Origin of the sequence: Rhodonellum psychrophilum GCM71 = DSM 17998, assembly GCF_000381545.1 — a bacterium.
Classification (GTDB): Bacteria; Bacteroidota; Bacteroidia; order Cytophagales; family Cyclobacteriaceae; genus Rhodonellum; species Rhodonellum psychrophilum.
On the sequence record NZ_KB906703.1, the window covers coordinates 1 to 24,720 of the forward strand.

The 24,720-nt window shown below is 41.2% G+C and carries 21 protein-coding genes and 1 riboswitch; of the genes, 12 read left to right on the forward strand and 9 right to left on the reverse strand.

Going from position 1 to position 24,720, the window contains the following annotated elements; translation table 11 throughout:
* The 3 genes from F824_RS0124420 to F824_RS0124430 all read right to left on the reverse strand — a co-directional run.
* Positions 1 to 288 (reverse strand): transposase (locus tag F824_RS0124420; RefSeq protein ID WP_026333912.1); only part of this gene is annotated, 288 nt, incomplete at its 3' end.
* A 122-nt stretch (positions 289 to 410) separates the two neighbouring features.
* Complete coding sequence (locus F824_RS0124425; RefSeq protein ID WP_019600574.1) at positions 411 to 1,463, reverse strand: DUF5074 domain-containing protein; 1,053 nt, start codon at positions 1,461 to 1,463, stop codon at positions 411 to 413.
* On the reverse strand, positions 1,460 to 3,337 hold the full coding sequence (locus F824_RS0124430; protein WP_456238874.1) for a TonB-dependent receptor: 1,878 nt from the start codon (positions 3,335 to 3,337) through the stop codon (positions 1,460 to 1,462). Before F824_RS0124430 ends, F824_RS0124425 begins: the two co-directional genes overlap by 4 nt.
* A gap of 205 nt (positions 3,338 to 3,542) precedes the next feature.
* A riboswitch (cobalamin riboswitch) is annotated at positions 3,543 to 3,772 on the reverse strand.
* Between the two features lie 126 nt (positions 3,773 to 3,898).
* Here F824_RS0124430 and F824_RS0124440 point away from each other — a divergent pair.
* From F824_RS0124440 to F824_RS0124455, 4 genes are all read left to right on the forward strand, one after another.
* A complete protein-coding gene (locus F824_RS0124440; protein WP_019600577.1) occupies positions 3,899 to 5,065 on the forward strand; it encodes an ABC transporter substrate-binding protein in 1,167 nt (388 codons plus the stop codon).
* Positions 5,055 to 6,089: an iron ABC transporter permease gene (locus tag F824_RS0124445; protein WP_019600578.1), complete on the forward strand. Its 1,035-nt coding sequence runs from the start codon at positions 5,055 to 5,057 to the stop codon at positions 6,087 to 6,089. Before F824_RS0124440 ends, F824_RS0124445 begins: the two co-directional genes overlap by 11 nt.
* Before the next feature lie 100 nt (positions 6,090 to 6,189).
* Positions 6,190 to 7,209 carry an ABC transporter ATP-binding protein gene (locus F824_RS0124450; RefSeq protein WP_019600579.1) on the forward strand — a complete coding sequence of 340 codons (1,020 nt, stop codon included), beginning with the start codon at positions 6,190 to 6,192 and terminating at the stop codon, positions 7,207 to 7,209.
* A gap of 571 nt (positions 7,210 to 7,780) precedes the next feature.
* Positions 7,781 to 8,785, forward strand: a complete 1,005-nt coding sequence (locus F824_RS0124455) for a c-type cytochrome (RefSeq protein WP_019600580.1) — start codon at positions 7,781 to 7,783, stop codon at positions 8,783 to 8,785.
* Between the two features lie 299 nt (positions 8,786 to 9,084).
* Here the strand turns inward: F824_RS0124455 and F824_RS0124465 are convergent, their stop codons facing one another.
* Together F824_RS0124465 and F824_RS0124470 are read right to left on the reverse strand one after the other, a co-directional pair.
* Complete coding sequence (locus F824_RS0124465; protein WP_026333913.1) at positions 9,085 to 9,294, reverse strand: alkylphosphonate utilization protein; 210 nt, start codon at positions 9,292 to 9,294, stop codon at positions 9,085 to 9,087.
* A 103-nt stretch (positions 9,295 to 9,397) separates the two neighbouring features.
* Positions 9,398 to 9,754 carry a YraN family protein gene (locus tag F824_RS0124470; protein ID WP_019600583.1) on the reverse strand — a complete coding sequence of 119 codons (357 nt, stop codon included), beginning with the start codon at positions 9,752 to 9,754 and terminating at the stop codon, positions 9,398 to 9,400.
* Positions 9,755 to 9,875: 121 nt separating this feature from the next.
* Between F824_RS0124470 and lipB the strand changes: the two genes are divergently transcribed.
* From lipB to F824_RS0124505, 6 genes are all read left to right on the forward strand, one after another.
* Positions 9,876 to 10,601, forward strand: coding sequence for a lipoyl(octanoyl) transferase LipB (lipB, locus tag F824_RS0124475; protein WP_026333914.1), 726 nt, complete (start codon positions 9,876 to 9,878; stop codon positions 10,599 to 10,601).
* Positions 10,598 to 10,999: a hypothetical protein gene (locus tag F824_RS0124480; protein ID WP_019600585.1), complete on the forward strand. Its 402-nt coding sequence runs from the start codon at positions 10,598 to 10,600 to the stop codon at positions 10,997 to 10,999. Before lipB ends, F824_RS0124480 begins: the two co-directional genes overlap by 4 nt.
* A 6-nt stretch (positions 11,000 to 11,005) precedes the next feature.
* A complete protein-coding gene (locus F824_RS0124485) occupies positions 11,006 to 11,740 on the forward strand; it encodes a 3'-5' exonuclease (protein ID WP_019600586.1) in 735 nt (244 codons plus the stop codon).
* Positions 11,741 to 12,355: 615 nt separating this feature from the next.
* A complete protein-coding gene (rnr, locus tag F824_RS0124495; protein ID WP_019600587.1) occupies positions 12,356 to 14,554 on the forward strand; it encodes a ribonuclease R in 2,199 nt (732 codons plus the stop codon).
* Positions 14,523 to 15,515 (forward strand): polyprenyl synthetase family protein, encoded by a 993-nt coding sequence (locus F824_RS0124500; RefSeq protein ID WP_019600588.1) that lies wholly within the window; start codon positions 14,523 to 14,525, stop codon positions 15,513 to 15,515. The genes rnr and F824_RS0124500 overlap by 32 nt, the downstream gene beginning before the upstream one ends.
* 12 nt (positions 15,516 to 15,527) lie before the next feature.
* Positions 15,528 to 16,157: a rhomboid family intramembrane serine protease gene (locus F824_RS0124505; protein ID WP_019600589.1), complete on the forward strand. Its 630-nt coding sequence runs from the start codon at positions 15,528 to 15,530 to the stop codon at positions 16,155 to 16,157.
* A 26-nt stretch (positions 16,158 to 16,183) separates the two neighbouring features.
* Here the strand turns inward: F824_RS0124505 and F824_RS0124510 are convergent, their stop codons facing one another.
* From F824_RS0124510 to rplU, 4 genes are all read right to left on the reverse strand, one after another.
* On the reverse strand, positions 16,184 to 16,498 hold the full coding sequence (locus tag F824_RS0124510; RefSeq protein ID WP_019600590.1) for an HPF/RaiA family ribosome-associated protein: 315 nt from the start codon (positions 16,496 to 16,498) through the stop codon (positions 16,184 to 16,186).
* Positions 16,499 to 16,680: 182 nt separating this feature from the next.
* The gene (locus F824_RS0124515; RefSeq protein WP_019600591.1) at positions 16,681 to 19,260 is read right to left on the reverse strand and encodes a zinc-dependent metalloprotease; all 2,580 of its coding nucleotides are present in this window, start codon (positions 19,258 to 19,260) and stop codon (positions 16,681 to 16,683) included.
* A gap of 424 nt (positions 19,261 to 19,684) precedes the next feature.
* Positions 19,685 to 19,945 (reverse strand): 50S ribosomal protein L27, encoded by a 261-nt coding sequence (gene rpmA, locus F824_RS0124520; protein WP_019600592.1) that lies wholly within the window; start codon positions 19,943 to 19,945, stop codon positions 19,685 to 19,687.
* 35 nt (positions 19,946 to 19,980) lie between these two features.
* Positions 19,981 to 20,292 (reverse strand): 50S ribosomal protein L21, encoded by a 312-nt coding sequence (gene rplU / locus F824_RS0124525; protein WP_019600593.1) that lies wholly within the window; start codon positions 20,290 to 20,292, stop codon positions 19,981 to 19,983.
* 645 nt (positions 20,293 to 20,937) lie between these two features.
* Between rplU and F824_RS0124530 the strand changes: the two genes are divergently transcribed.
* Positions 20,938 to 21,918: a ribonucleoside-diphosphate reductase small subunit gene (locus F824_RS0124530; RefSeq protein ID WP_019600594.1), complete on the forward strand. Its 981-nt coding sequence runs from the start codon at positions 20,938 to 20,940 to the stop codon at positions 21,916 to 21,918.
* 37 nt (positions 21,919 to 21,955) lie between these two features.
* Positions 21,956 to 24,358 (forward strand): ribonucleoside-diphosphate reductase subunit alpha, encoded by a 2,403-nt coding sequence (locus tag F824_RS0124535; RefSeq protein WP_019600595.1) that lies wholly within the window; start codon positions 21,956 to 21,958, stop codon positions 24,356 to 24,358.
* The last annotated feature ends 362 nt before the right edge of the window (positions 24,359 to 24,720 follow it).

The following is a 24,720-nucleotide window of genomic DNA, read 5'->3' on the forward strand; positions in this document are numbered from 1 at the left end:
GGAAAAGATGCCTACTGCCTTTTTTAGGATTTCCCTTTCTATCTCGGATTCTTTAAGAGCTTTCTTCAAGGCAAGGATTTCCTTTTGTTCCGATGAGTGATTCATGTTCCCGTTCCCAGGGAAACTCTTCACACCGTCAGACTTAAATTCCCTTGTCCACCTGCGTACAAGATCAGGCCCGATGCCTAATTCACTGCCGATTTCCGTACTGGTTTTACCGCTTAATTGTAACTCTACGGCCATGGTCTTGAAGGCCTTGTCAAATTTTCTTCTTTCTCTTTTACTCATTGTTTCAAATTTAAGAAAAGAGCTTAACTTATTGTTCATTCAAATGTAGCAAGTCCATGCCTTATTTCAAGACATTTAGCCCGGAATAGCCAAAAAGAGCACTCATCTTTGGGCTTAAATCTTTATTTAAACAAAAAACCAGAAGGAGCTCTTCCGACTTCTAAAGCGCTTACTTCCTGACCTGATGCATTGACGACAATAACGGTCCCATTTCCCTGGAATCCGTTATTGTCTCCGATATAAATGTTCTTTGTAGAAGGATGGTAACCAATACCATAAAATCCGAATCCGGTGTAAAATGCTGGATCCAAAACTTGTCCCATGGTCATGGAAACCTTGGCAACGGCATCATTGTATTCGGGCCAGCCTGTTGAGGTGATCACAAAAAGTTCGCCGTTTTCCCCTCTTGCAAAATTGGAAGTAGGTCTTTCCAAAGCAATCTTCACCGTTAGTGTCAGGTTGCGGTTATTCCGATTGATTTCATGAAGATAAATGTTCCCAGGATCTTTGGCAAAGAGATAAAGCTTTCCGTCTTGCTCAAAAAAGCGAACAGGTGTTCCTTCCACATCCTTACTTTCTGTCATGGAATCACTTGCAAGAGAAATCACTTGCATTTTTTTGTCCGCAGCACAAGCCACCAAGATATTGTTGCCCAAGACAAACATCCCTGAAGGTCGGCTTGACACCAAGATTTTTTTGGAAATTTCGCCCCCATTTAAATTATTTACCACAGCGATATAAGAATCAGGGCTGTTGTAACTTGCATCATAAGGTCCCCAGTCGCTGATATATAGTTTATCGTTTGCCGTGACTAAAGATTGAGTGATGTCCAATCCTTGTGACACCGCTCCAATACTATTGAAGTCTTTTGTCTCCACTACTTCTACCTTTCCCGTATTGGCAACTACATAAATTCTTCCATCTGTTTCCACTAAATCCTGGACAAGACCTGCGTATGGTCTTCCGTTTTTGATTTCAAAAACATTGTTTTTTACGATACCGGTTGTGGGATTGTAATGTGAAATGTCCCCGTCACGATCTGAAAAATTACCTTCATTGATGATCAGCACTCCTTGCTCCAATTCACCCAACGGAACCTCATTTGTTCCCGAATCACAGGATGCAATAAATAGGGACAAAGCCCAAAAGCCAATCAGTAATCTTAACTGTTTCATAGTGTAATATTTATATTGATTTGATAATTCCTTCCCGGCATGGCCCTGAGGCGCAGTACTTGATAATCGGTATTCAAGACATTGTTGATTTGGACTCCAAATCCCCCCTTAAGCTTTCCAAACAATTCGAAGTCATAATTCACCCCGGAATCCCAAATGCCAAAAGGGGATAGTTTGGTGGTGTTATCGGTCCCTATAAATCGCTCCCCAACCCAATGGTGATTGACATAAGTTTCAACCCTTCCTTTTTCTACACTTGCTTTGAATTGAATTTTATGTTCGGGGGTATAAGGAAGTTGCTTCCCTTTTGCCCGATCATTATCATTGATGTTGGTTTGATTGATGGCTTGGTTCCAAGCGTAGTTTCCTTGAACTCCGACAGTCCATAAACCCAATTTTTGATTTGCTTCCAAAAAGTACTCTAAGCCGCTGTTTTTGACTTTTCTGATATTTGAGGGACTCCAAAAGCTCCCGTTTGGCAGCCAAATGATCCAGTTGTCCACTGACATGTGGTAGTAAGTCACCTGATTGCTTCCTGTGAAATCCCCTTTCTTGAAATCATGTTTCAATCCCAATTCCCCACTGAGGCTTTTCTCGGGATTGAGATCAAGATTTCCTCCAGGAACCCAAAACCGATCGTTCAGTGTAGGCACCTTAAAGCTTCGGGATATAGTCGTGTTGAGTTGAAGTTGGTGATTTTCGTTTTTTAAAACCGTCCATTCACCCCCCAAACTTGGTGTGAATGGAGCGAAATTCCCCTCATAAACTAGTTGTCTTAAATTCAAGGAGAGGCTAATGCTTTCCGTAGGAAAAAAATTTGTTGATTGATACAATTCCAAACGGGTGTCGGTTGCGGCGTAGGTGCTAAGGTTCCCTTCTATATAAGTGAATCTTACCCCTGATTTGCTATTCCATTTTGATCCCAAATCCCAGTCCAGATCACCGGAAAGGAAATATTGAGCTGTCCGATTTGTGCTTTGATTAAATTCCAAATGATCCCGAACCATACCCGTTTTGAGGTTCCAAACTTTGCCGGATCCGAAATGAAAATAATCCAACACTACCCGAAGGTTATCATCTTCCTGTTTATCTCTGTCATTGGAACCCATCACCGGTTGAATTTGCCTTTCGGTTAGATTCCACCAAATCGACGAACTGATGAGATTCTTATCTGAAATCTTCCAGGCAAGGTCTTGCATCACTCCCCATTGCTCCACACGTGCGTGATTTTGGTTTTCGATCGGCGTACCGATTTTGGCAAGGTTGGTATACTTGAAATTATTCTTCGCGTGATTTCTGTAAATTCTGCTTCGGGACGAAAATTTATGATCTGAAAAGGCATAAGCTGCAGACTGGTTCCATCGCCCGAAGCTCCCGAATACAGTATTGATTTTTACCTGATGCCCTTTATCGAATTGAAGTTTGTTGGATAAATGAACGGCTCCTCCAATGGCATCCGTTCCATAAAGCGCCCCTCCACTTCCGTAATGCAAAGTGGCCTGATCAAACCCGCCAACTGGCAAAATAGAAAAATCGGATTGTCCCAAGGAAGGGCTATTGATGGGTAAACCGTTCCAGAAAACGGCATTGTGACCTGCAGAAGTCCCCCTCATAGTGAGAGAGGCGAGCATTCCAGGTCCATACTGACGCAAAAAAAGTCCAGTTCGCTGTTGAAGCAAGTCCGCCAAAGATTGGCCTTGAAAATTTTTAATGTCCTTCTCTGAAATAGTCTTTACCGTTTGGCCAAAAGTATATTTGTCCAAAGGCATGCTAAAAACCTCGATCTGATGAAGGTCCAGTGTGTCTTGCTTGCCAATGGAGATCTCCTCAACAAAGGTCAGCAAGTTGAATGCAAGTAAACTTAGAAATAGCAATGCCTTTCGAATTAAATAATGAGAAATCGATTATTTAATCCAAAGTCATCCGCGTTGTAAAATTGAGAGAAAATCAGGAGGGATTTTTTCCGAAATCTTTAATCTTGAAACAACCTGCCCTAAAATGAGTATTTCGACAGGAAACCAAGATCAAGAATTGTTTAAATCCTTAAGAAATCCTTCTCAGCCTTTCACCCGAAAGCTTTGAATTTGTCAGAAACGGGCAGGTCTCCTGGCTTCCCTGAATTTACCGGCCTTCTCATCCCGATCTCTCGGGACAATGGCATTTGGAGGGGGTAAATTGCTTTCCACTACCGATGTTTATCGAAGCGGATGGGGTTACAGTTGCGGGGACAGCTTCGGTATTGAACCGAATTCCCTTTTAATCCCGAGCGCCTAAATATAGGATCGAGAACCTTTTTCCAAATGCAAACATAGGCAAAGTCTATTTCAGATATCCCCATTTCCAAACATTTTTTTTATTTCATAAAAAATCAAAAAGCAAATGGAGTTGTTTTTCCCTGCCTATATTTGGGACTTTGTTGCAAATGAAATTTACACATGTCCATCAGAAACATTCTTTCATCAGTCCATTTTCTCCTTCTTTTCATATTGATGGCCGGGCTTTCTTTTTCTTGCCAAACCAATAAAGAAAGGATGGGTTTTGGCTTGTCCGAGACCGAAATTTTTTATGCCAAGGGCTTTAAAATCACTCAGGGTGATGATTTCTCCATTCTTGAAGTAAGTCAAGCTTTCCCTGGAGATCACGTTCCTTTTCGGTATTTGGTCCTTGATAATTTAGATGCGGAAAAACCAGAAGGTGACTTTGACGCCATCATTACCTTACCCATCCAAAAATTAATCGTTACTTCCACTACACATATTCCCCACCTGGATTTTTTGAATGCATCAGATCGGCTGATTGGTTTCCCGGACTTGGATTTGATTTCTTCCGAACAAACAAGGAGACTTATCGATGGCGGGAAAATCCAAGACATTGGCTCAGGAGCAAAATCCAACATTGAAATGATGATTGACTTAGAACCCGATTGGGTGATGATCTCTACTTTGGGAGAGGATTTGAAAAATTTGGAACTTCTAAAAGCAGCGGGCATACCGGTAGTCATCAATGGTGAATATGTAGAACAACACCCATTGGGAAGAGCCGAATGGATCAAATTCACCGGGGTATTGCTAGGGAAGTTCGATGAAGCATCTGCTATTTTTTCCCAGATCGAAAAAGATTATCTTGAGGCGATCGCAACCACTAAAGACATTGAGAAAAATGAAAAACCCAGTGTCATGGCGGGAGTGATGTACAAGGATGTTTGGTACGTTCCCGGTAACGATTCCTGGGGCGCCCAACTCCTTCAAGCTGCTGGAGGTAATTATGTTTTCGAAGCCCAAAAGGGATCGGGAAGCATCCAACTCAGTTATGAATATGTATTGGACCTTGCGCAGGAATCGGAATTCTGGCTTGGTGCATCCGATTTCAAAAGCTTGGAGGCAATGGCATCCGCCGACAATCGCTATATCCATTTTGAATCCTTCCAGAAAGGGAATATATATTCCTACACCTCAAAAAAAGGTCCTACTGGCGGAATCGAATATTTCGAGCTTGGGTATATGCGTCCGGACTTGATCTTGAAAGATCTCATCAAAATCCTCCATCCTGAGTTGCTCCCAGAATATTCTCTTTATTTTTATAGCAGACTGGATGAAAGATAAAACCAAAAACCCCCTTCTTTTTGCCATTGGGCTAGCCTTTTGTACGCTGCTGTTTTTCATCAATCTGGGGATTGGTTCAGTTCATATTCCTTTTGGGGAAATCGTCGGTAGATTTTTGGGGACCGCATTTAGTCGAAAATCTTGGGAGATTATCCTCTTTGAATACCGTTTTCCAAAAGCCCTTACTGCAATTTTAGCAGGAATCACACTTTCGGTGAGTGGCCTGCAGATGCAGACATTTTTCAGGAATCCCCTTGCAGGCCCCTTCGTACTGGGGATCAGTTCCGGAGCAGGATTGGGGGTAGCTCTGCTTATCCTGGCGGGTTCTGCATTTGGTTGGAATTTGTATACAGGAGCAGTAGGACTTTGGGCCGTGGTAACAGCAGCATCCTTTGGGGCTGTTTTGGTGCTCTTGCTGATGAGCTTGACTGCTTGGCGGGTAAAGGACAGCATGACGCTGTTGATAGTAGGCTTGATGTTCGGAAGTCTCACGGGAGCAATCATCTCGGTTTTATCCTATTTTGGAGATGCGGAACAGCTTAAAGCATTTACGGTTTGGTCCATGGGGAGTTTGGGCAGCACAAATTCGACACAATTAGCGGCATTTGGCATGGCTACTTTTGTCGGATTCATTCCGGTGGTTGCCTTTATGAAATCCTACAATGCCATGCTTTTGGGTGAAGCCTATGCAGAAAGCATGGGTGTAAATATCAATCGCTTGCGCTGGGCGATGATTATCAGCACTGGGATTCTGGCTGGAAGTGCCACCGCATTTTGTGGCCCCATCGCTTTTATCGGGATTGCCATTCCACACATGGCAAGACTGGTTTTCAAGACCGGGGACCACCGGATATTGTTCCCAGCCTCCGCTTTGATGGGCGCCATCGTTCTTCTCGCCTGTGATGCAATCAGCCAACTCCCAGGTACCGCCCAAACGCTCCCGATCAATGCAGTTACCTCTTTGGTTGGAGCACCGATGGTTATCTGGCTGATTTTAAGAAGGAACTTTAGCAAAGAGTTTTGAGAAGGTGGATAGTGAAGTTTGAAAAAAGATGATTGATGCCGGCATAAGGAAAAAAATGAATAGTCTTGGAAGCTAAATTTGAATAAAACATAAAAAATCAATGTCTCAGACCGCAACAGACAAAACCATTCTGGTAGGAAAAAATCTCATACTTGGGTATCGCAAAGGCAAAGTGTCTAATGTGGTAGCGCAGGAGATTTCTTTCTGCTTGGAGAAAGGAAAGTTGACTTGCCTTTTGGGGCCCAACGGGGTGGGGAAGTCTACTTTGTTGAAGGCGATCATGGGGCACAACAAACCCATTGGGGGAACATTGGTTTTTGCTGGGAAAAAACTGGAAGAGTATTCCCCAAAAATGCTTGCCAAAAAAATTGCAGTTGTCCTGACCGACAAAGTCTCAACGGGGAATTTGACCGTGGCGCAACTCGTTGCCCTCGGCAGGATCCCCCATACTGGCTGGATGGGAAGCCTGTCTGAAACAGATAGAATCAAGGTTGAGCAGGCCATCGAATCTACCCATATCGGCTACCTCCATGACCGCAGACTCTCCGAACTCAGTGACGGACAGCTGCAAAAAGTGATGATTGCAAGGGCACTGGCACAAGATGGGGAAGTTTTGATACTGGATGAACCCACGGCCCATCTGGATTTGATCAATCGATTTGAAATCATGCAGCTGCTCAGGTCCATTGCCATCGATCAAAATAAAGCCATATTGGTGGTCACGCACGATTTGGAAATTGCCATTGAGACTGCGGATCAATTTTGGATTATGCAGTGCGGATTTCCACTTACCGCCGGGGTACCTGAAGACCTGATTTTGGATGGGCGGATAAACCTTCTTTTGCCCACTGACAAACTGATTTTTGATTCCTTAAGTGGGAAAGTTCAAGCCTCCAATTCCTTCAAATATTCGACAATAACAGGACCTGAAGATTGGGTGAAATGGGTGAAAACAGCTTTGAGAAAAAATGATATTGATTCAGGAAATTACATTTCCATTGAACTCCCTTCAGCAATTGAGAAAATAAAATTGATCTCAAAAAATGGGGAAGAGTGCATTGATGGAATCGGTACTTTGGTCGAAAAGCTGAAATCCATGAAATCCGGTAGCTCCCATTGAGGATTCCTTGGGATTTGATTTTCTTTTTTTGACAACAATTTTAAAGTCAAATATCACGCAAATTTCTCGTGGATATTGACTTTATCAAGGGGCCTGAGCAAGGCTTATCCTGACCAGCCATTTTCAAAAGCATTGATCAAAGTAAATTCTTAGACCCTAAATTTGCATTAGGTTTCCTATAGGTATTGAAACTAGGAAATCAGACTAAGTTGTCGTGCCGATATGGTGAAGTCAAAAACAGCAAACAACTGAACAATTATAGGATGGAATTGAATTGGGAATGCATCAAAAAGATTGAATTGAGGCAACCTGCTGAAGATCATAATTTTAAATAAAATGTTCTAAAATTATTGTGTATTTTTTATTAAATTGAGTTGAAATTCATACACAGAAAAAATCTATTTATATACACAATTTATTCATTCCTTTAAAGGAATAGTCTAATAAAATAAGGAAAATTTTTTTTGAAGTAGCAATATCTTTGCCTCTTGCGGACTAGGGTATGTGGTTTATAAGAATAAAAAGCTAGAGGCTAGGTACTGGATATTAAACCCATTTATGTTCAGCAAAAATGAAAAAGCCATTGAAAATCATCGCCTATTCCGCTACTGCAATTGTGATCCTAATCATTGGATCAGTGGCCTACCTTTCCATTGCTTTACCCAATGTCGGACCTCCCCCGGAAGATTTGAAAGTTGAAAATTCGCCTGAAAAAATAGCGCATGGAAATTACCTTGCCCATCATGTGATGCTCTGCATGGATTGTCATTCAGTAAGGGATTACAGTCTTTTTACCGGTCCTCTAAAGCCAGGCACTGAGGCCACGGGAGGTGAAATCTTTGACCAATCCATGGGCTTTCCCGGGGTTTTCATTTCACCAAATATCACTCCTTTCGGGATTGGAGAATGGACTGATGGGGAATTATTTAGGCTCATCACCACAGGGGTGAAAAGGGATGGTAACCCCATTTTTCCCGTGATGCCCTATCCAAATTTCGGCAAAATGGATGCCGAAGACATCGAGGCTGTAATTGCCTATATCAGGACTTTGGAACCAGTGGAAACCAACCACGCAAAATCCAAGCCCGATTTTCCATTCAAGCTGATCATGAGGACGCTTCCCAAAAAGGCTGCTTTAGTCAAGAAACCGAGCCCGGTCGATCAGATTGCTTATGGTGCTTATATGATCAACGCCAGTGGCTGTGGAGAATGTCATACAAAATTCGAAAAGGGAGCATTTACAGGGGAATATTTGGCTGGCGGAAGAAGTTTTCAATTCCCTGACGGGAGTTTGCTTACTTCGCCAAACTTGACCCCCGATGAAACCGGTTTGGCCAATTGGACCCTTGAAATGTTCGTTCAAAAATTCAAAATGTATGGAAATGGGTATGTTTCGGAAAAAATCAATCCTGGAGATTTTCAGACCATAATGCCATGGATGATGTATGCGGGATTAAAGGAATCCGATTTGGAGGCGATGTATGCTTATCTTAGATCTTTGGATCCTGTAAAAAACCCTGTGGAAAAATTCAAGCCTGCTTCACCAACATTTAATTCTGCCTCTCTAAAAAAATAACTTCAGTGTTCAAAACATCAATTAAAATTGGATTGAATGATGTTTTGAACACTGAAGGACAAACCCAAAAGGGTTTAAATTTTTTTTAAGGGGAATTCCTTGTTGTGAAAGACGCTCATCAGATCCATCAATTTGCCGAATCAATGAAATGTCCCGGAATTCCCTTTTCTATTCTCAAGCACAACAAAACAATAATCCGACAAAAGAGGATCTGGGCAAATTATTGAAAACCGATTTTTGGTTAAAAAAATCAAGGAAACATTGGCTCCCTTGAATACCATTTATTTGAATAAGAATTTTTAGGCCTTTTTCAAAAACTCAGTTCTCAGCACCATCTGAATCTTGCTTACCCTTCCTTCCACTTCATCTGCGTTGTCTGTCAGCCTGATGTTTTTGACGACGGCACCTCTTTTGATCACAGAAGAACTGCCTTTTACTTTAAGGTCCTTAATGACCGAAACCGTATCTCCTTCGCTCAAAATCGTACCATTGCTGTCTCTTACTTCCATTTTTATTTGTTTTTTGATCCCAAAAGTAACCAATTCGATTGGAAAAGGAAAACTGACATTTCCCTCAATATCATGTTAAAACAGCAATCGGAAATACAGGGCCTCAATAAAAGGCGTCTTCAAAATGCTTGAAATTGATGTTCCCATTTCGGTCTTTATAGACACCAACAATATCAAAGCGAATATCGTTATGCCAGTCTTTTTCAAAAATGTACTGATCGGCTGCTTTGACAAGCAGTTTCTTTTTGGTGAAATCCACAAATTCCTCCGCATATCCAAAGCCAGTCCCGCTCCTGAATTTCACTTCTACAAAAACCAAAATGCCTCTAAACTTAAAAATAAGATCAATTTCTGCATGTTTATGTCGGTAGTTTGCTTCCGAAAATTCATATCCACGGCCCGCAAGCCAGTCCTTTACCAATTCTTCTGCTTTTTTACCTTTATCATTATGCTCTGCCATCGCCAATATTTGATTAATTTTGAAAAAATGTTTTGAAAAACATGCAGTCAATTCTCCATCGGTTTTCAAGAGAACTGAATCAAAAAAATTGACGTTCCATCAAAGTATCCAAAAAGAAGCTGTGAATCAAGTTATCAATAAAAAAGTAAATTTTATAGACCTTGGCCAAAAGGATTATAAAGAAACCTGGGAATATCAGGAAGAACTTTTTGCCAAAACCGTATCCAGAAAGATTGAAAACAGGAATTTAATTGTTTCCGATCAAAAACCCACGGACAATTACCTCCTTTTCGTGGAACATCCCCATGTCTATACCTTGGGAAAAAGCGGTGAATTGTCACATTTATTGTTAGATGAAAATGGTTTGGATGAAAAGAAAGCCACTTTTTATAAAATCAACCGCGGTGGTGACATTACGTATCATGGCCCTGGCCAATTGGTAGGTTATCCAATATTGGATTTGGACAATTTCTTTACTGATATCCATAAATATCTTCGCTTCTTGGAGGAGGCCATTATCCTGACTTTGGCCGAATATGGCATAGATGCTGGAAGGATTTCTGGACTGACGGGCGTTTGGTTGGATCATGAGGCCCAAGTAAATCCCCGAAAAATATGTGCCTTGGGCGTGAAATCAAGTCGATGGGTGACCATGCATGGATTTGCCTTCAATGTGAATGCAGACATTGCGTATTTCGGGAATATTATTCCTTGCGGTATTTCAGACAAAGCAGTCACTTCATTGCATTTGGAATTGGGAGTTAGGGTCGATGAAGAAGAGGTGAAAGAAAAAGTCAAAAAGCATATTGCGCAGCTATTTGAAATGGAATTAGTAGAAAAAAAATGAAGAAAGATATCAAATTTCCTCCCGTAACGGGAATAAAATTGGCAATCGCCAAAGAGGTGATCAACGGCCATGACGAATGGAACGTGTATATTATCAATCTCAACCTGATAGAAGTCAATACAGTGATCATAACGGCAAAAGGATATGGCGTAATCCAAGGAGAGACCAAGAAAACCTCCGTACTTCGCCACATGATCCAAGAAATTGGACCTGAATCCATGGCGAAAATAGAACCGATAGACCCCGCATTGTTCACATTGAACAATGAATATTGGGTAAGTTACTACATATTGGATCAGATATTCGACAAAAAGTTTATATTTACAGAAGGTAGTATGGATCCATCAAACATCACTTTCATCCCTGAATTGGGTTTGGAAGGGGTGATTCACCGATAATGTATTATGACAGATTTTTTGAACGAATTGAGCAATATTCTTTTTTTAGACATTGAGACAGCCTCTTTGGAAGTGAATTTTGAAGCCTTGGAACCACGGTTGCAGGAAGAATGGCTGAAAAAGGAAAAACACATTCAACCCAAAAATGAACCTTCCGAACCGGGCAGCCTTTTTTTCGAAAAAGCCGGGATTTATGCCGAATTTGGAAAAGTGATCTGTGTAGGCGTGGGCTATTTTAAATTTCAAAAGGAAGAAAACAAGCTCGTTTACAGAACCAAAAGTTTTGCGGAGGTGGAAGAATATGACACGCTGCTGTCCTTCTCGGAGCTCCTCCAAAAGAAAAAATGGGTTCTCTGTGCACACAACGGAAAAGAATTTGATTTTCCCTACCTGAGCAGGAGGATACTGATCAACCGAATCCCCCTTCCGGAACCATTGCAAATTGCCGGGAAAAAGCCATGGGAGGTCCGCCATCAAGATACTTTGGAACTCTGGAAATTTGGAGATTACAAACATTACACGCGGTTGGAATTATTGGCCTCGGTTTTTGGGATTCCCACTTCCAAAGAGGGAATTGATGGGAGCCAAGTGAATGATACCTATTACAATAAAGGAGACCTGAAAAACATACAGCTTTACTGTATTCGGGATGTGTGGGTAACGGCGCAGATATACCTGGCCTTTCAGGGGATTCCCCCAGAGATGGAAATTGAAGTCATCAATACAGATGATGTTGGGTAAGCTTTTCTTTAAGAGAGATAAAAATTTACTTCCGAGAACCCATCTTTCTGAAACATGCCTGTCCATTTTTCCAACCTCCTGTAAAAGTTAAATAATCTGAATGGAACCAATTAGGGGATAAGATTTTTATTAACTTTAGAAAGTAATGCCGTAAGGAGGAAAAAGATCATCCAAAAAACTATCAAATTGGCTATTTTACAGTTGGAAGGAATCAATTTGTTATCGAAAACCTTTATTAAGGTTGCGTCAAATCACAAATATGCTTCTCCACTTTTTAGGAAGAAGCTTATCCCTAGTCCAACGTGTATCGACCGATGTAGAATAGGCTTTGAAGGCCTTAGAATGGGGGGTAGCATGTTTGAATTCTTAGAAGGTAAAAAAACAAAAGCCGTTCATTGTGTCTTTCTCCTTTAAAAATAGCATGCTGAATGTGCTGGAAAAGAATCAAATTGGCAACCAAAATCTCTTTGTGGTGGAAAATCTCAAAGATTACAACAAGTAAACAAGACCTGGGGATTGTATGAATAATTTTAGATCCCAATTACCGGTCAATCAAAAACATCGCCCATTTTAATCAAATAGTGGGTTTTTTAAAAAATTGGAAATCAAACCTATATGGGAAGAAAATCAAATAAAGGCTCCGAAAGGAGAAAAAGCAAGGGAGGCAAGGTTACAGATGCCGCCCAATTGGCCAGAAAAATATTAAATTTTTTGGATAACAACTTCGGCCAGGAATACAATTCAAAACAAATCACAGAAAAACTGGATATTCGCGATGCCATCAACAAGGCAGCAGTAGAACCGATCCTTACAAAACTGGTCTCCGGCGGGACCATTTCAAAAAATCCCCGAAATTATTATTCGTCGACCAAAGAACCTGAATTTATCGAAGGAGAGGTAGATTATGTCAATCCTAGATTTGCATTCATCACTCCTGATGCCAAGTACAAAATTGAGGAAGATATCCTGATCAAAGAAGCGGATTTGAAACATGCTTTGGATGGAGATCGGGTGAGGGTGATGGTGTATCCAAGCAAGGGGAAAACCGGTAGAGTAGAGGGAAGAGTCCTTGAGATTTTGAGCAGGGTTCGGGATGAATTCGTGGGGAGAGTGGAAATATCTCCGCGCTTCGCTTTTGTTGTACCGGATTTCAAAAAAATGCATCAGGATATTTTTGTCCACAAAGGGGATCTTGATGGAGCGGAGCACAACCAGAAGGTAGTCATTAAACTTACCGAATGGCGGGAGGATGACAAGAACCCAACTGGAAAAGTAATACGGGTTTTGGGTACAGCAGGCGAACATGAAGTGGAGATCCATTCCATCATGGCCGAATTTGGTTTGCCTTTCGAATACCCCGCTGAGGTGGAAGCTGAAGCCGAAGCGATTTCTGATGAAATCAAGGCTTCCGACATCAAGGACAGAAGGGATTTCAGAGATATCCCCACCTTTACCATTGACCCTGCGGATGCGAAGGATTTTGACGATGCCATTTCCTATCGCAAGTTGGAAAATGGAAACTATGAAATTGGAGTGCATATCGCAGATGTCACCCATTATGTGAAACTAAGGACAAAACTTGAAAAAGAAGCCTATGAAAGGGCGACCTCCGTTTACTTGGTGGACAGAACCATTCCAATGCTTCCAGAGAGGCTTAGCAACGGACTTTGTTCCCTCAGGCCAAATGAAGACAAATTGACTTTTTCCTGTGTCTTTGAATTGGATGAAAACGCCGACGTGCTCAGTCATTGGATCGGGAGAACCGTTATCCATTCAGACCGTAGGTTTGCCTATGAAGAAGCCCAGGAAAACATGGACAAGGAAGCCGGCGATTATTATCAGGAATTGATCCACCTCAATGGACTTGCAAAAAAGATCCGGAAAACGAGATTTGACAAAGGAGCCGTAAATTTCGAAACAGTGGAGGTCAAATTCCAGCTGGATGAAAAAGGAAAACCTTTGGGATTGATGGTCAAAGAACGCAAAGACATTCATAAAATGATCGAGGAGTTCATGCTTTTGGCCAATAAGACAGTAGCAGAATTTATCTTCAATAAAAACAAAGGGGCGGATACATTTGTCTATAGAACACACGATCACCCGGATCTTGATCGATTGGGTACCTTTGCCAACTTTGCCAAAAAATTTGGACATGAAGTTAAGATAGATGACGAACAGAAGGTGTCCAAAGCCCTGAATAAATTATTGGATGAGATCCAAGGAAAACCAGAACAGAATGTTTTGGAGCAATTGGCGATCAGAAGTATGGCAAAAGCCATTTACACCACCGAGCCAAAGGGGCACTTTGGATTGGCATTCAAGCATTATACCCACTTTACCTCTCCGATCAGAAGATATCCGGACATGATGGTGCACCGACTGCTTCAACTCTATTTGGATGCAGGGAAATCACCGCAATCCGAAGATTATGAAGACAAATGTATTCACTCCTCTGAGCGGGAAAAAAGAGCTGCCAACGCAGAAAGAGCCTCTATCAAGTACAAGCAGGTGGAATACATGTCACTTGCCGAAGCGAAGGATTATGAAGGTATCGTCGCTGGCGTGACGGAATGGGGTGTATTTGTCGAAATCACCGAAACCAAATGCGAAGGCATGATTCGTGTCCAGGACATGGACGATGATTACTACGAATTTGATGAAAAAAATATGCGCCTCATCGGATCGAAAAACAAAAAAATGATCACTTTAGGTGACAAGGTGATGGTCAGAGTGACCAATACTGATATAGACAGAAGAACCATAGATTTGGAATTTGCAGATAATGAACCAGGAAGACAACGCAAGCGTAAATAAACTACTTCAAGAATTAGAGCACCACATTCTAAACTTTGAATACGGCCAATCACCCTCAGAACTTTACGAGCCTATTTCTTATATCATGAATCTTGGCGGGAAAAGGATAAGACCTTTGCTCACCCTGATGGCTTATACGCTGTATAAGGGTGATTATGAAAAAATACTGACACCGGCGATGGCGGTGGAGGTTTTTCACAATTTCACCTTGATGCACGATGATATCATGGATGATGCCCCTCTGAGAAGGGGTAAGCCCACTGTACATGAAAAATGGAATGCAAACACTGCCATTCTTTCAGGAGATGTGATGTTGGTAAAGGCGTATGCGATGTTGCTGAACATTTCCCCTGAAAAACTCCCGAATTGTTTGAGACTGTTCAACCAAACCGCAGCCGAAGTCTGCGAGGGTCAGCAGCATGACATGAATTTTGAAACGAAGGAGCATGTAAGTGAACATGCATACATTGAAATGATCCGTCAAAAAACAGCAGTGCTCTTGGGTTTTGCTTTGGAGTTTGGCGCCTTACTGGCGGATGCTTCCGATAATGACGCAAAGAAATTGTATGATTTCGGAGTCAATATCGGAATCGGATTCCAATTGAAAGACGATCTTTTGGATGTGTATGCAGATCAGGCCAAATTCGGAAAACAGATCGGGGGAGATATCATCGCCAACAAAAAAACCTTTCTTTTGATCAAGGCCAAAGAATTGGCAGAAGGAGAGAACAAGGAAAAATTGAACTACTGGCTAAACGTTAAGGATTTCAGCAAAGAGGAAAAAGTAAGTGCAGTAACTTCCATTTATAATGTACTTGGGATAAAGGAACTCACGGAATCCAAGATGCACGACTATTTCATGAAGGGTTTTGAACAATACGCATCCATCAAAACGCCAAATGAATTTGCTTACCAAAACTTACTCAACCTGACCCAAGACTTGGTTGAAAGGGAAAAATAATCAGAAATAAAAATGGAGCTTTCTACCACGGTGGTCATCATTCTGATCACCATCATTACCTCTTATCTTGGTTTCAAAAAACCGGAACTGCTTGAAAGATGGATGTTTACCCCGTATTTGATCAAAAACAGAAATCAATGGGACAGGTTTGTCCTTTCCGGATTTATCCATAAGGACAGCATGCATCTCCTTTTCAACATGTTTACGTTTTACTTTTTTGGTGGTGCGGTGGAGCAGTTTCTTACCTACAGGCTTGGCTTTATCCCCGGAACTGTGGTCTATGTTGTCTTTTACCTTGCGGCGATAGTGATTTCCGATATTCCAACTTATCTGAAAAACCAAAATAATTCCTATTACAGGGCGTTGGGGGCTTCTGGGGGAACTGCTGCGGCTGTATTTGCCAGTATCATCCTGATGCCATTGTCAGATATTTGTCTTTTCGGGATTTTGTGTTTGCCTGGATTCGCATTGGGAGTCCTCTTTCTGATCTACAGTATTGTACAAGCCAAAAAAGGGGGGGATGGCATCAACCACGATGCACATCTTTATGGAGCACTGTTCGGAATAGCTTTTATCCTAATCCTTTCACCAGTGAGTGGCCTTCACTTTATTGAAGAAATAAAAAACTTCAGGCTTTTTTGACCTGAAGTTTTTTTATTGTTTTAAATTTATTTTAACTTCTGGAGTTGACGGATCACTTTGTCGGTGACTGATTTCAGCAATACCTTCCAATGTTCGTCCATTCCTTTGTCCTCAGCGAAGACATCTGGTCCTGGAACACCTACTCTCATCCCTACCACATTGGTTATGTCTTTTCCTGTCCCTTCGTGCTTGAAATATACATCCACTGCATTGATCACATTGGCGAAGCGAGAAATCTTATCAATGGCTGATCTGATCTCTGCCTGTTCGCTATCTGAAATGTCCAAGTTAACGGATTGAACATCTAATTTTATCCCTTTGTAATTCTCTGTATAGTTCATAATTCGATGTTTTGATTTGAAAAATTCTATTTTGATAATTTATTGATCTTCATTTCAAATTTACAATAAAAGCGCTTTTAATTGAAGGCATGAAACATAAATTTTAGGTAAAGGGTAAAGAAAAAAGCTCCAAATCACAAAGATCTGGAGCTTTTAGACAATTTAAAAATGACTGATTTGAATTATTTCACTTCTTTCAGGGTATTCTCAACCAATAGTTTCACATGATCCTTGTGCGCCTTTGAAGCAATGTTGCCATTTGCATTTGCTGCTTTGGAACGGATATAGTTCAAATTGTAAAGCGCAGCGGACTTGGCCATATGGTTGAAACGGGCACTGGTCGCTCCCATCACCATACTTTTCAAAGTATTGACATACTCCAATTGGAGGTTTTGCCTAAAGCTATTGACATTTCCATTGATATCGGCATCGAAAATGGCTTTGGTCAAATCGCTCATATAGGTCGCCATGTTGTATTCATTGCCATATAGCTCCGAATCCACCATTCTCTGAAGTGTGTTTGGATGTGTCAAATGAGCCAAAACACTCCTTTGGGAGCCAAGTACCTGCTGATGGATTTTGGGATCTTCAGTTCCGGACATGAAGTTGAAACCCCTTCTTTGTCTGGCTAGATGGTTGATCAAATCATTCGGGATGTCATATGCATTGGGTGCAAACATGTATTTCGACAATGTGGCAACAGCCCGCTTTTGGTCCTGAAGGCTCACAGGGGTATAGGGCTGAGTAGCACCTTCCTGGCCGGCCATTGCCCTATCCACATAAACACCTGCGACAAATCTCGAAATCACACCACCTGCAGTTGCGTATTGTCCCATCAGGATGTTGTAAGCTTGAGCGAGTTCTTGGTAGGACTCTCCCTCAGTAGAATATTTTTCTTTGATTCCGCCCATCAGCTTTTTGATTGTTTCCATCATGTGTATGGAATAGCCGATTTGATCACTGGACAAATCCCCAATCATCACCCTTGGGTCAATGGCTTTGCCTGGAGACCTCATGTCATCAGCATCATTTCCAAAGGTATGCTCAGGCTTGGTGGAGAGTGCCAAAATCGCATCCAATTCCTTTTTGGAAGTGACAGGAGTATATCCAAACTGGATCGCCCAGACATCATAAGGACCGACTGTGGTAGAGAAATAATGTCCTTGATTTGCTTTGTCTTTCGCCAGGTTGATGGAAAGATAATCCATCACGGATCCAGACAGGGCTTTCCCCTGAATGAAATCTTTGTCCCCCAGTTGCGCTGGACTGAAGAGTTGCGAGGCTTTCATATTATGGTTCAATCCCAGAGTATGGCCAACTTCATGCATCAAAAGCTCACTCATCGCTTCTTTTTTCATGCCTTCCATCTCGTAATCAGAAGCTCCATGGGCTCTTAAAAAAGCTTGGCCGAACATCATGTTGTTTTGAAGATGTGCTCCCGCCATGCAGAAATGTCCATGTTGCATATTCCATTGGCCATTTTCGATGGCCGACTCATCACCGAATAGTTTATCATAAACCACCCTATTGGTATGATATACATATTCCAGCATGATGTCAGCACCCAGAATCTGCCCTGTTCTTGGATTGACGAAACTTGGACCATATCCTCCAAATGGAGGGTTTGGTGAGCTTGTCCATCTCAATACATTGTAACGGATGTCACCTGCGTCCCAATCGGCATCATCCGGTTGGATATTTACAACAACTGCATTTTTAAAACCTGCTTTCTCAAAAGCTTTGTTCCATTCCAAAACGGCACTTTTGATGGTTTCCCTCCATTCATGGGGAGTTGAGTTTTCTATCCACCAAACGATCGGCTCCACTGGCTCAGACAGAGCAGCGTTCGGGTCCTTTTTTCTCAAATCCCAGCGATGAACCAAGTCCTTATAGGGCGTTGGACCGCTTGAGGTCATATCCGTCACCTGAGTGGTGAAATATCCAACTCTAGGGTCATCATATCGAGGCGAATAGCCATTGTCAGGCAACTCGATCAAGCTGTGATATACCTTTATGCTCACATTCCTCCCGTCCGTCACAGCCGAGGAGCCTCCATTCAATACGGAAGGGTTGTTATAAACATATTCTATGGCCAGATCGGTGTTTTTTTCATAATTCCTGACAGCCAAAACTTTTGTTTTTTCGCTGTCCAGGCTCCCCAATTTAAAAGAAGTTGGTCCTTCTCCGGGGAATGCTGGTGGCTTGATCTGTGAAAATGTTTCTTTAAGAAAAAGATTATCCGCTTTTATCAACAAAAGACCATTTTCAGCATCTTCTGCCTCGATCTTGGCGCTGGCCATGATTCCTTTGCTGATATTGGCATCTGCAGATTTGCTAAGTGGATTTTCAGGATCAAAGTAATGTGCATTGTTCTGGGCAACAAATTCAATTCTGTTAAAATACCGTTCTATCTTAAATATTTTGTTGTCCCCATAAGCGCCTCTGAATGAAGAGGCCTCGGTCACCCCATCGGCTACTTGGGAAAAATAGATGAATTCTTTCCCAATCTGGTCTTTGGATACAAGCATTTTGAGTTCACCGCTGGTGGTGTCCTGATAAAAAGTAAAAAGACCTTCATGTTTTTTGTGACCCTTTACAAGATCATCGATTTTCTTTTTATCATCCTTTTTCTCAACGGGAGCAGTCGTAGTAGCAGTATCCGCCTTTTTTTTCCTTTGGGCCAAAACATCTTGTCCTGGCCAAGTGACGGCGGCTATGAGCAGCACCGTTGTAAATAACAGTTTTTTTGTTCTTTGAATCATATAGTTTGCAATTGACTCAAACAATTTATCAATAGTTTTCAAAATTGACAAATGAGGAATTGAAAAGAGCACGAGTCAAACAACTATTTAACTAAAATTCACAGAAAATCGGGTAGGATAGGTTGTATTGCCAATGAGAATGGACGGTGGTAATGTGTAAAAATCAACACGAAATAATAGACCCTAAAATATGCAATAAGTTTCCCATGGGGTTGAGATGGTAAGAAAATCAAGCTACTTGGAGAAAAAAGAATAAGGAGGGGTAGCGGTAGGTTGAAGTCGAAAACAGTAAACTGATTGTGAAGCAATTTCAGTCTGGAATAGGTGACCCATAAAACGGGTTGAATAGGAGTCCATTAAATTTCACAAAAAAAATAGTCCTACTTTCGAAGGACTATTTTTTTGTGAAATGAAAGCTTAAACCTTATGCTTCAGCAGGTACTACGCTGATATAAGATTTGCCGTCAAATTTCTTTTTGAATTGTACATGACCAGCCGCAGTTGCGAAAATTGTATGGTCTCTTCCGATTCCAACATTTTCTCCTGGATGATGTTTTGTACCTCTTTGTCTAATGATGATGTTTCCGGCAATAACTGCCTCTCCACCAAATTTCTTTACACCAAGACGCTTACTTTGTGAATCTCTACCATTTCTGGAACTACCGACACCTTTTTTGTGAGCCATAATATTTGATTTTTAAGGATTCTTATCAGAGAATCTTATAGTACAATACTTTCTATCATTATTTTTGTGAAATCCTGTCTGTGACCGTTTTTCTTTTTGTAACCTTTTCTTCGTTTCTTTTTGAAAACGATTACTTTGTCACCTTTTACATGGTCAAGGATTTTACCAGATACTAATGCTCCTGCTAATATAGGGGCACCAATTGATACAGTTCCGTTGTCTTCTGCCAACAATACCTGATCAAATTCCACGGAAGCGCCAGCTTCGCCTTGCATCAAAGGTGCATAAACGAACTGATCTTTTGTTACTTTGAACTGCTTTCCTGCGATGTTAACTATTGCGTACATAATTAAAATAGGATACTTTTTGTCAAAATTGAGGTGCAAATATAAGAATGATATGGAAGATTAAAAAATTAAACCCGAAATTAATTGAAGGAATATGAAGGCCTGACTTTGGATTTGATGTTCTTGAGTAAAATTACAATTTCTGGGAGCGCTTCATGTGTTTAAATTGTTTTTTCAGACCTTTTTATCATATTTTTTCGATCATGGCTTTGATATGTCAGAAGCACTTTTTTAAGACCTTTTACTCCGTAAGTCATTGATTGTAAATTTATTAAAATATTTATTTGACGTGTCAAGGTTATTCCAAATAATTTGACCAATAGTCAGAAACCTATTTGAATTGGAGTCTTTTTTTTATTTTAAAAATTATGCAAAAAAAATATACCCCTTGAAAAAGGCCTTTTAATTTAATTATCAGTTGAATTAAGGCATAATATTCAATTGATTTCAAATAGGTTAAGTATAATTTGACCAAAGTTCAAAAAACTAATTAAGTAGACTTAGCAGCTGTTTTATTTTCAAAATTTCTTAATCATATTTGTTCAGAGGCTGTTTACAAAATGTAGATAGACTCACCGCCCAAGCTGTGATCTTATTAGTCTTCAACAACAATTGAAGTTCATACCTTATAAAACATTGAAGTTAATGCAACAAGTAGAACCTATCCTCCAAGAAAACAAAGGTCGTTTTGTCCTATTTCCTATCCAACACGACGACATATGGCATTTTTACAAAAAGGCTGAGGCCAGTTTCTGGACTGCCGAGGAGATTGATTTAAGTCAGGATTTGAAGGACTGGAAAAATCTCTCCGATGGAGAGAGACATTTTGTATCCCATGTTTTGGCTTTTTTTGCAGCCAGTGACGGGATCGTAAACGAAAACCTTGCGGAGCATTTCATTTCAGAAGTCCAATATACTGAGGCTAAATTTTTCTATGGTTTTCAAATCGCGATGGAAAATATCCACTCCGAAACCTACAGCTTGCTGATTGACACTTATATCAAGGACAATGTCGAAAGGGACAAATTGTTGAATGCCCTTGAGCACATCGACTGTGTCAAGAAAAAGGCCGATTGGGCTTTGAGATGGATTGACAATGGTAGTTTTCAGGAAAGACTTATTGCTTTTGCCGCCGTAGAAGGAATTTTCTTTTCCGGTTCCTTCTGCTCGATATTCTGGTTGAAGAAAAGGGGCCTTATGCCTGGTCTGACCTTTTCAAATGAATTGATTTCCAGAGACGAAGGATTGCATTGTGATTTTGCCTGTCACTTGTATTCCAATCACTTGGTCCAGCAACTCCCGAAAGAAACCGTAACGATGATCATCAAAGACGCGGTGGAGATCGAGAAGGAATTTGTCACCGATGCCTTGCCTGTTAAGCTGATTGGTATGAATTCGGATTTGATGTGTCAATACATCGAATTTGTAGCAGACCGATTATTGATGGAATTGGGTTGCAGCAAAGTTTGGAACAGCACCAATCCGTTTGATTTTATGGACATGATTTCCTTGCAGGGCAAAACCAACTTCTTCGAAAAAAGAGTGGGAGACTACCAAAAAGCAGGGGTCATGAAATCGAAGGAAATCACAGATTCCCCGAAATTTTCAGTGGGAGAGGATTTCTAGTCAACAATTGTTTTAAAAAAAATAAAGAGCGAACAGCATGTTAGTAATAAAAAGAGACGGACGAAGAGAATCTGTACGATTTGACAAAATCACTTCCAGGATAGAAAATCTTTGCTACAGTTTGGATGGTCGGTACATCCAGCCCATAGAAGTTGCCAAAAAAGTCATCGATGGATTGTATGACGGCGTGTCAACAACGGAATTGGACAGTTTGGCGGCAGAAATCTGTGCGTCTCTTACCGTAAAACATCCAGATTATGCGGTTTTGGCTGCTAGGATAGCCATCTCCAACCTGCATAAAACCACCAGTCAGTCTTTTTCCAATACCATGAAAAGGCTGTACACCTATATCAATCCAAAAACAGGCGAAAATGCTGCTTTAATTGCTCCCGATGTTTATGGGATCATTAAAAAACACGCCGCAAAATTGGATGAGGCCATCAATTATAAAAGGGATTTTGACTATGATTTTTTTGGATTCAAAACTCTTGAAAAAAGTTACCTGATCAGATTGGATGGAAAGGTGGTGGAAAGACCACAACACATGCTGATGCGGGTGGCAATCGGAATCCACAAAGAGGATATTGATGCTGCCATAGAAACCTATAATTTGCTTTCTGAAAAGTGGTTTACACATGCCACACCGACACTTTTTAATGCTGGGACACCAAAGCCTCAGTTGTCTTCATGCTTTTTGCTCACCATGAAGGATGACAGTATCGATGGGATTTATGACACGCTGAAGCAGTGTGCCAAGATCTCCCAATCGGCTGGAGGCATCGGGCTTTCTATTCACAACGTAAGGGCCAAAGGAACCTATATCAGGGGAACCAATGGTGTTTCCAACGGAATCGTGCCCATGTTGAGAAACTTTGACATGACCGCCAGATACGTAGATCAGGGTGGTGGAAAGAGAAAAGGAAGTTTTGCCATTTATCTGGAACCATGGCATGCCGATGTGAAGGATTTCTTGGAATTGAAGAGAAATCACGGAAAAGAGGAAATGAGGGCAAGGGACTTGTTCTATGCTTTGTGGATTCCTGATCTATTTATGAGAAGAGTGGAACAAAATGAAAGTTGGTCTCTCTTCTGCCCACACGAAGCTCCGGGTCTTGCGGATTGCCATAGTGAAGAATTTGAAAAGCTTTATGAAAAGTACGAAAGAGAAGGAAGAGCAAGGGAAGTTGTCAAAGCGCAGGAACTTTGGTTCGAAATCCTAGAATCCCAAATCGAAACTGGTACTCCCTACATTCTATTCAAGGACGCAGCAAACAACAAATCCAATCAGCAAAATTTGGGTACGATCAAATCTTCCAACCTTTGCACGGAGATCATCGAATACACTGCCCCTGATGAAGTAGCCGTTTGTAATCTTGCTTCCATTGCTCTGCCAAAGTATGTGGCAACCGGTCCTGATGGCAAGCGCTATTTTGATCACCAAAAACTATATGAAATCACCAAAGTGGCAACAAGGAACCTGAACAAGGTCATTGATGTGAACTATTATCCGGTAGAAGAGGCTAGAAGATCCAATTTTAGACATAGACCCATTGGTTTGGGAGTGCAAGGTCTTGCGGATGCATTCATTATGCTGCGAATGCCTTTCGATTCTCCAGAGGCACAGGGACTGAACGAGGATATTTTCGAAACGATTTATTATGCGGCGATGGAAACTTCCATGGAACTTGCAAAGGTCCAAGGAACTTACGAGACCTATGCAGGATGTCCGGTTTCCAAAGGACAATTCCAATTCGATCTGTGGGGAGTAACCCCAAAGTCAGGAAGATGGAATTGGTCTGAACTGAAAGAAAAAGTAAATAAATACGGCATTCGGAATTCCCTTTTGGTTGCTCCCATGCCGACTGCTTCTACCTCTCAGATATTGGGCAACAATGAATGTTTTGAGCCTTATACTTCCAATATTTATACGCGAAGAACCTTATCAGGAGAGTTTATAGTGGTGAACAAACACCTCATGAAGGATTTGATTAGGCTTGGAATTTGGAATGATTCGATGAAAAACAGATTGATCGCCGCAAATGGATCCGTTCAGAATCTTCCGGGTGTTCCCCAGAATATCAAGGATATTTACAAAACAGTTTGGGAAATTTCCCAAAGGGTCATCATCGACATGGCAGCAGATAGGGGAGCCTATATTTGCCAATCCCAAAGCATGAACGTTTTCCTTCAGGATGCAAACTTCGGGAAATTGACATCCATGCATTTCTACTCTTGGAAGAAGGGCTTGAAAACGGGTATGTACTATCTGAGATCCCAGGCTGCAGCCAGTGCGATCCAGTTCACAGTGGATAAATCTTCATTTGATACCCAGCCAGCAAATGCTGCCGAACAAGAAGTTGTCGTAGCCAAATCTCAAAATCAGGATGCAATTGCCTGTTCTTTGGACAATCCAGATGATTGCGAAATGTGTGGGAGTTAATTAATTTTCAATTTTTAATCAAAAAAAGAAGCCTTGTGATCGGAGGCCACTGAAAAAGTAGCTAAAACTGAAGGTAAAATTTTGAAAGCGACTAAGTCATTGACAAGAGTGACTTAGTCGCTTTCTTTTTTTTCGCCACTAGCTTTTAAAATTTCTCTATTGAAGCCTATACCGAACTAATTTTGATGATTTTCAACGATTTTCTACCAGTTTTTGATTATACCCGGGCCAGTTTCAAGATCCTTTTAACATTTACGGTGAATAAAGCTATGGCAGCTTGCATTTCCATGTTATTTATCCCGTAAGATATTGCCCTTCCAAATCCATGTGCGTTTTTTAACTCTCCGTTTTTCGCTTCTATT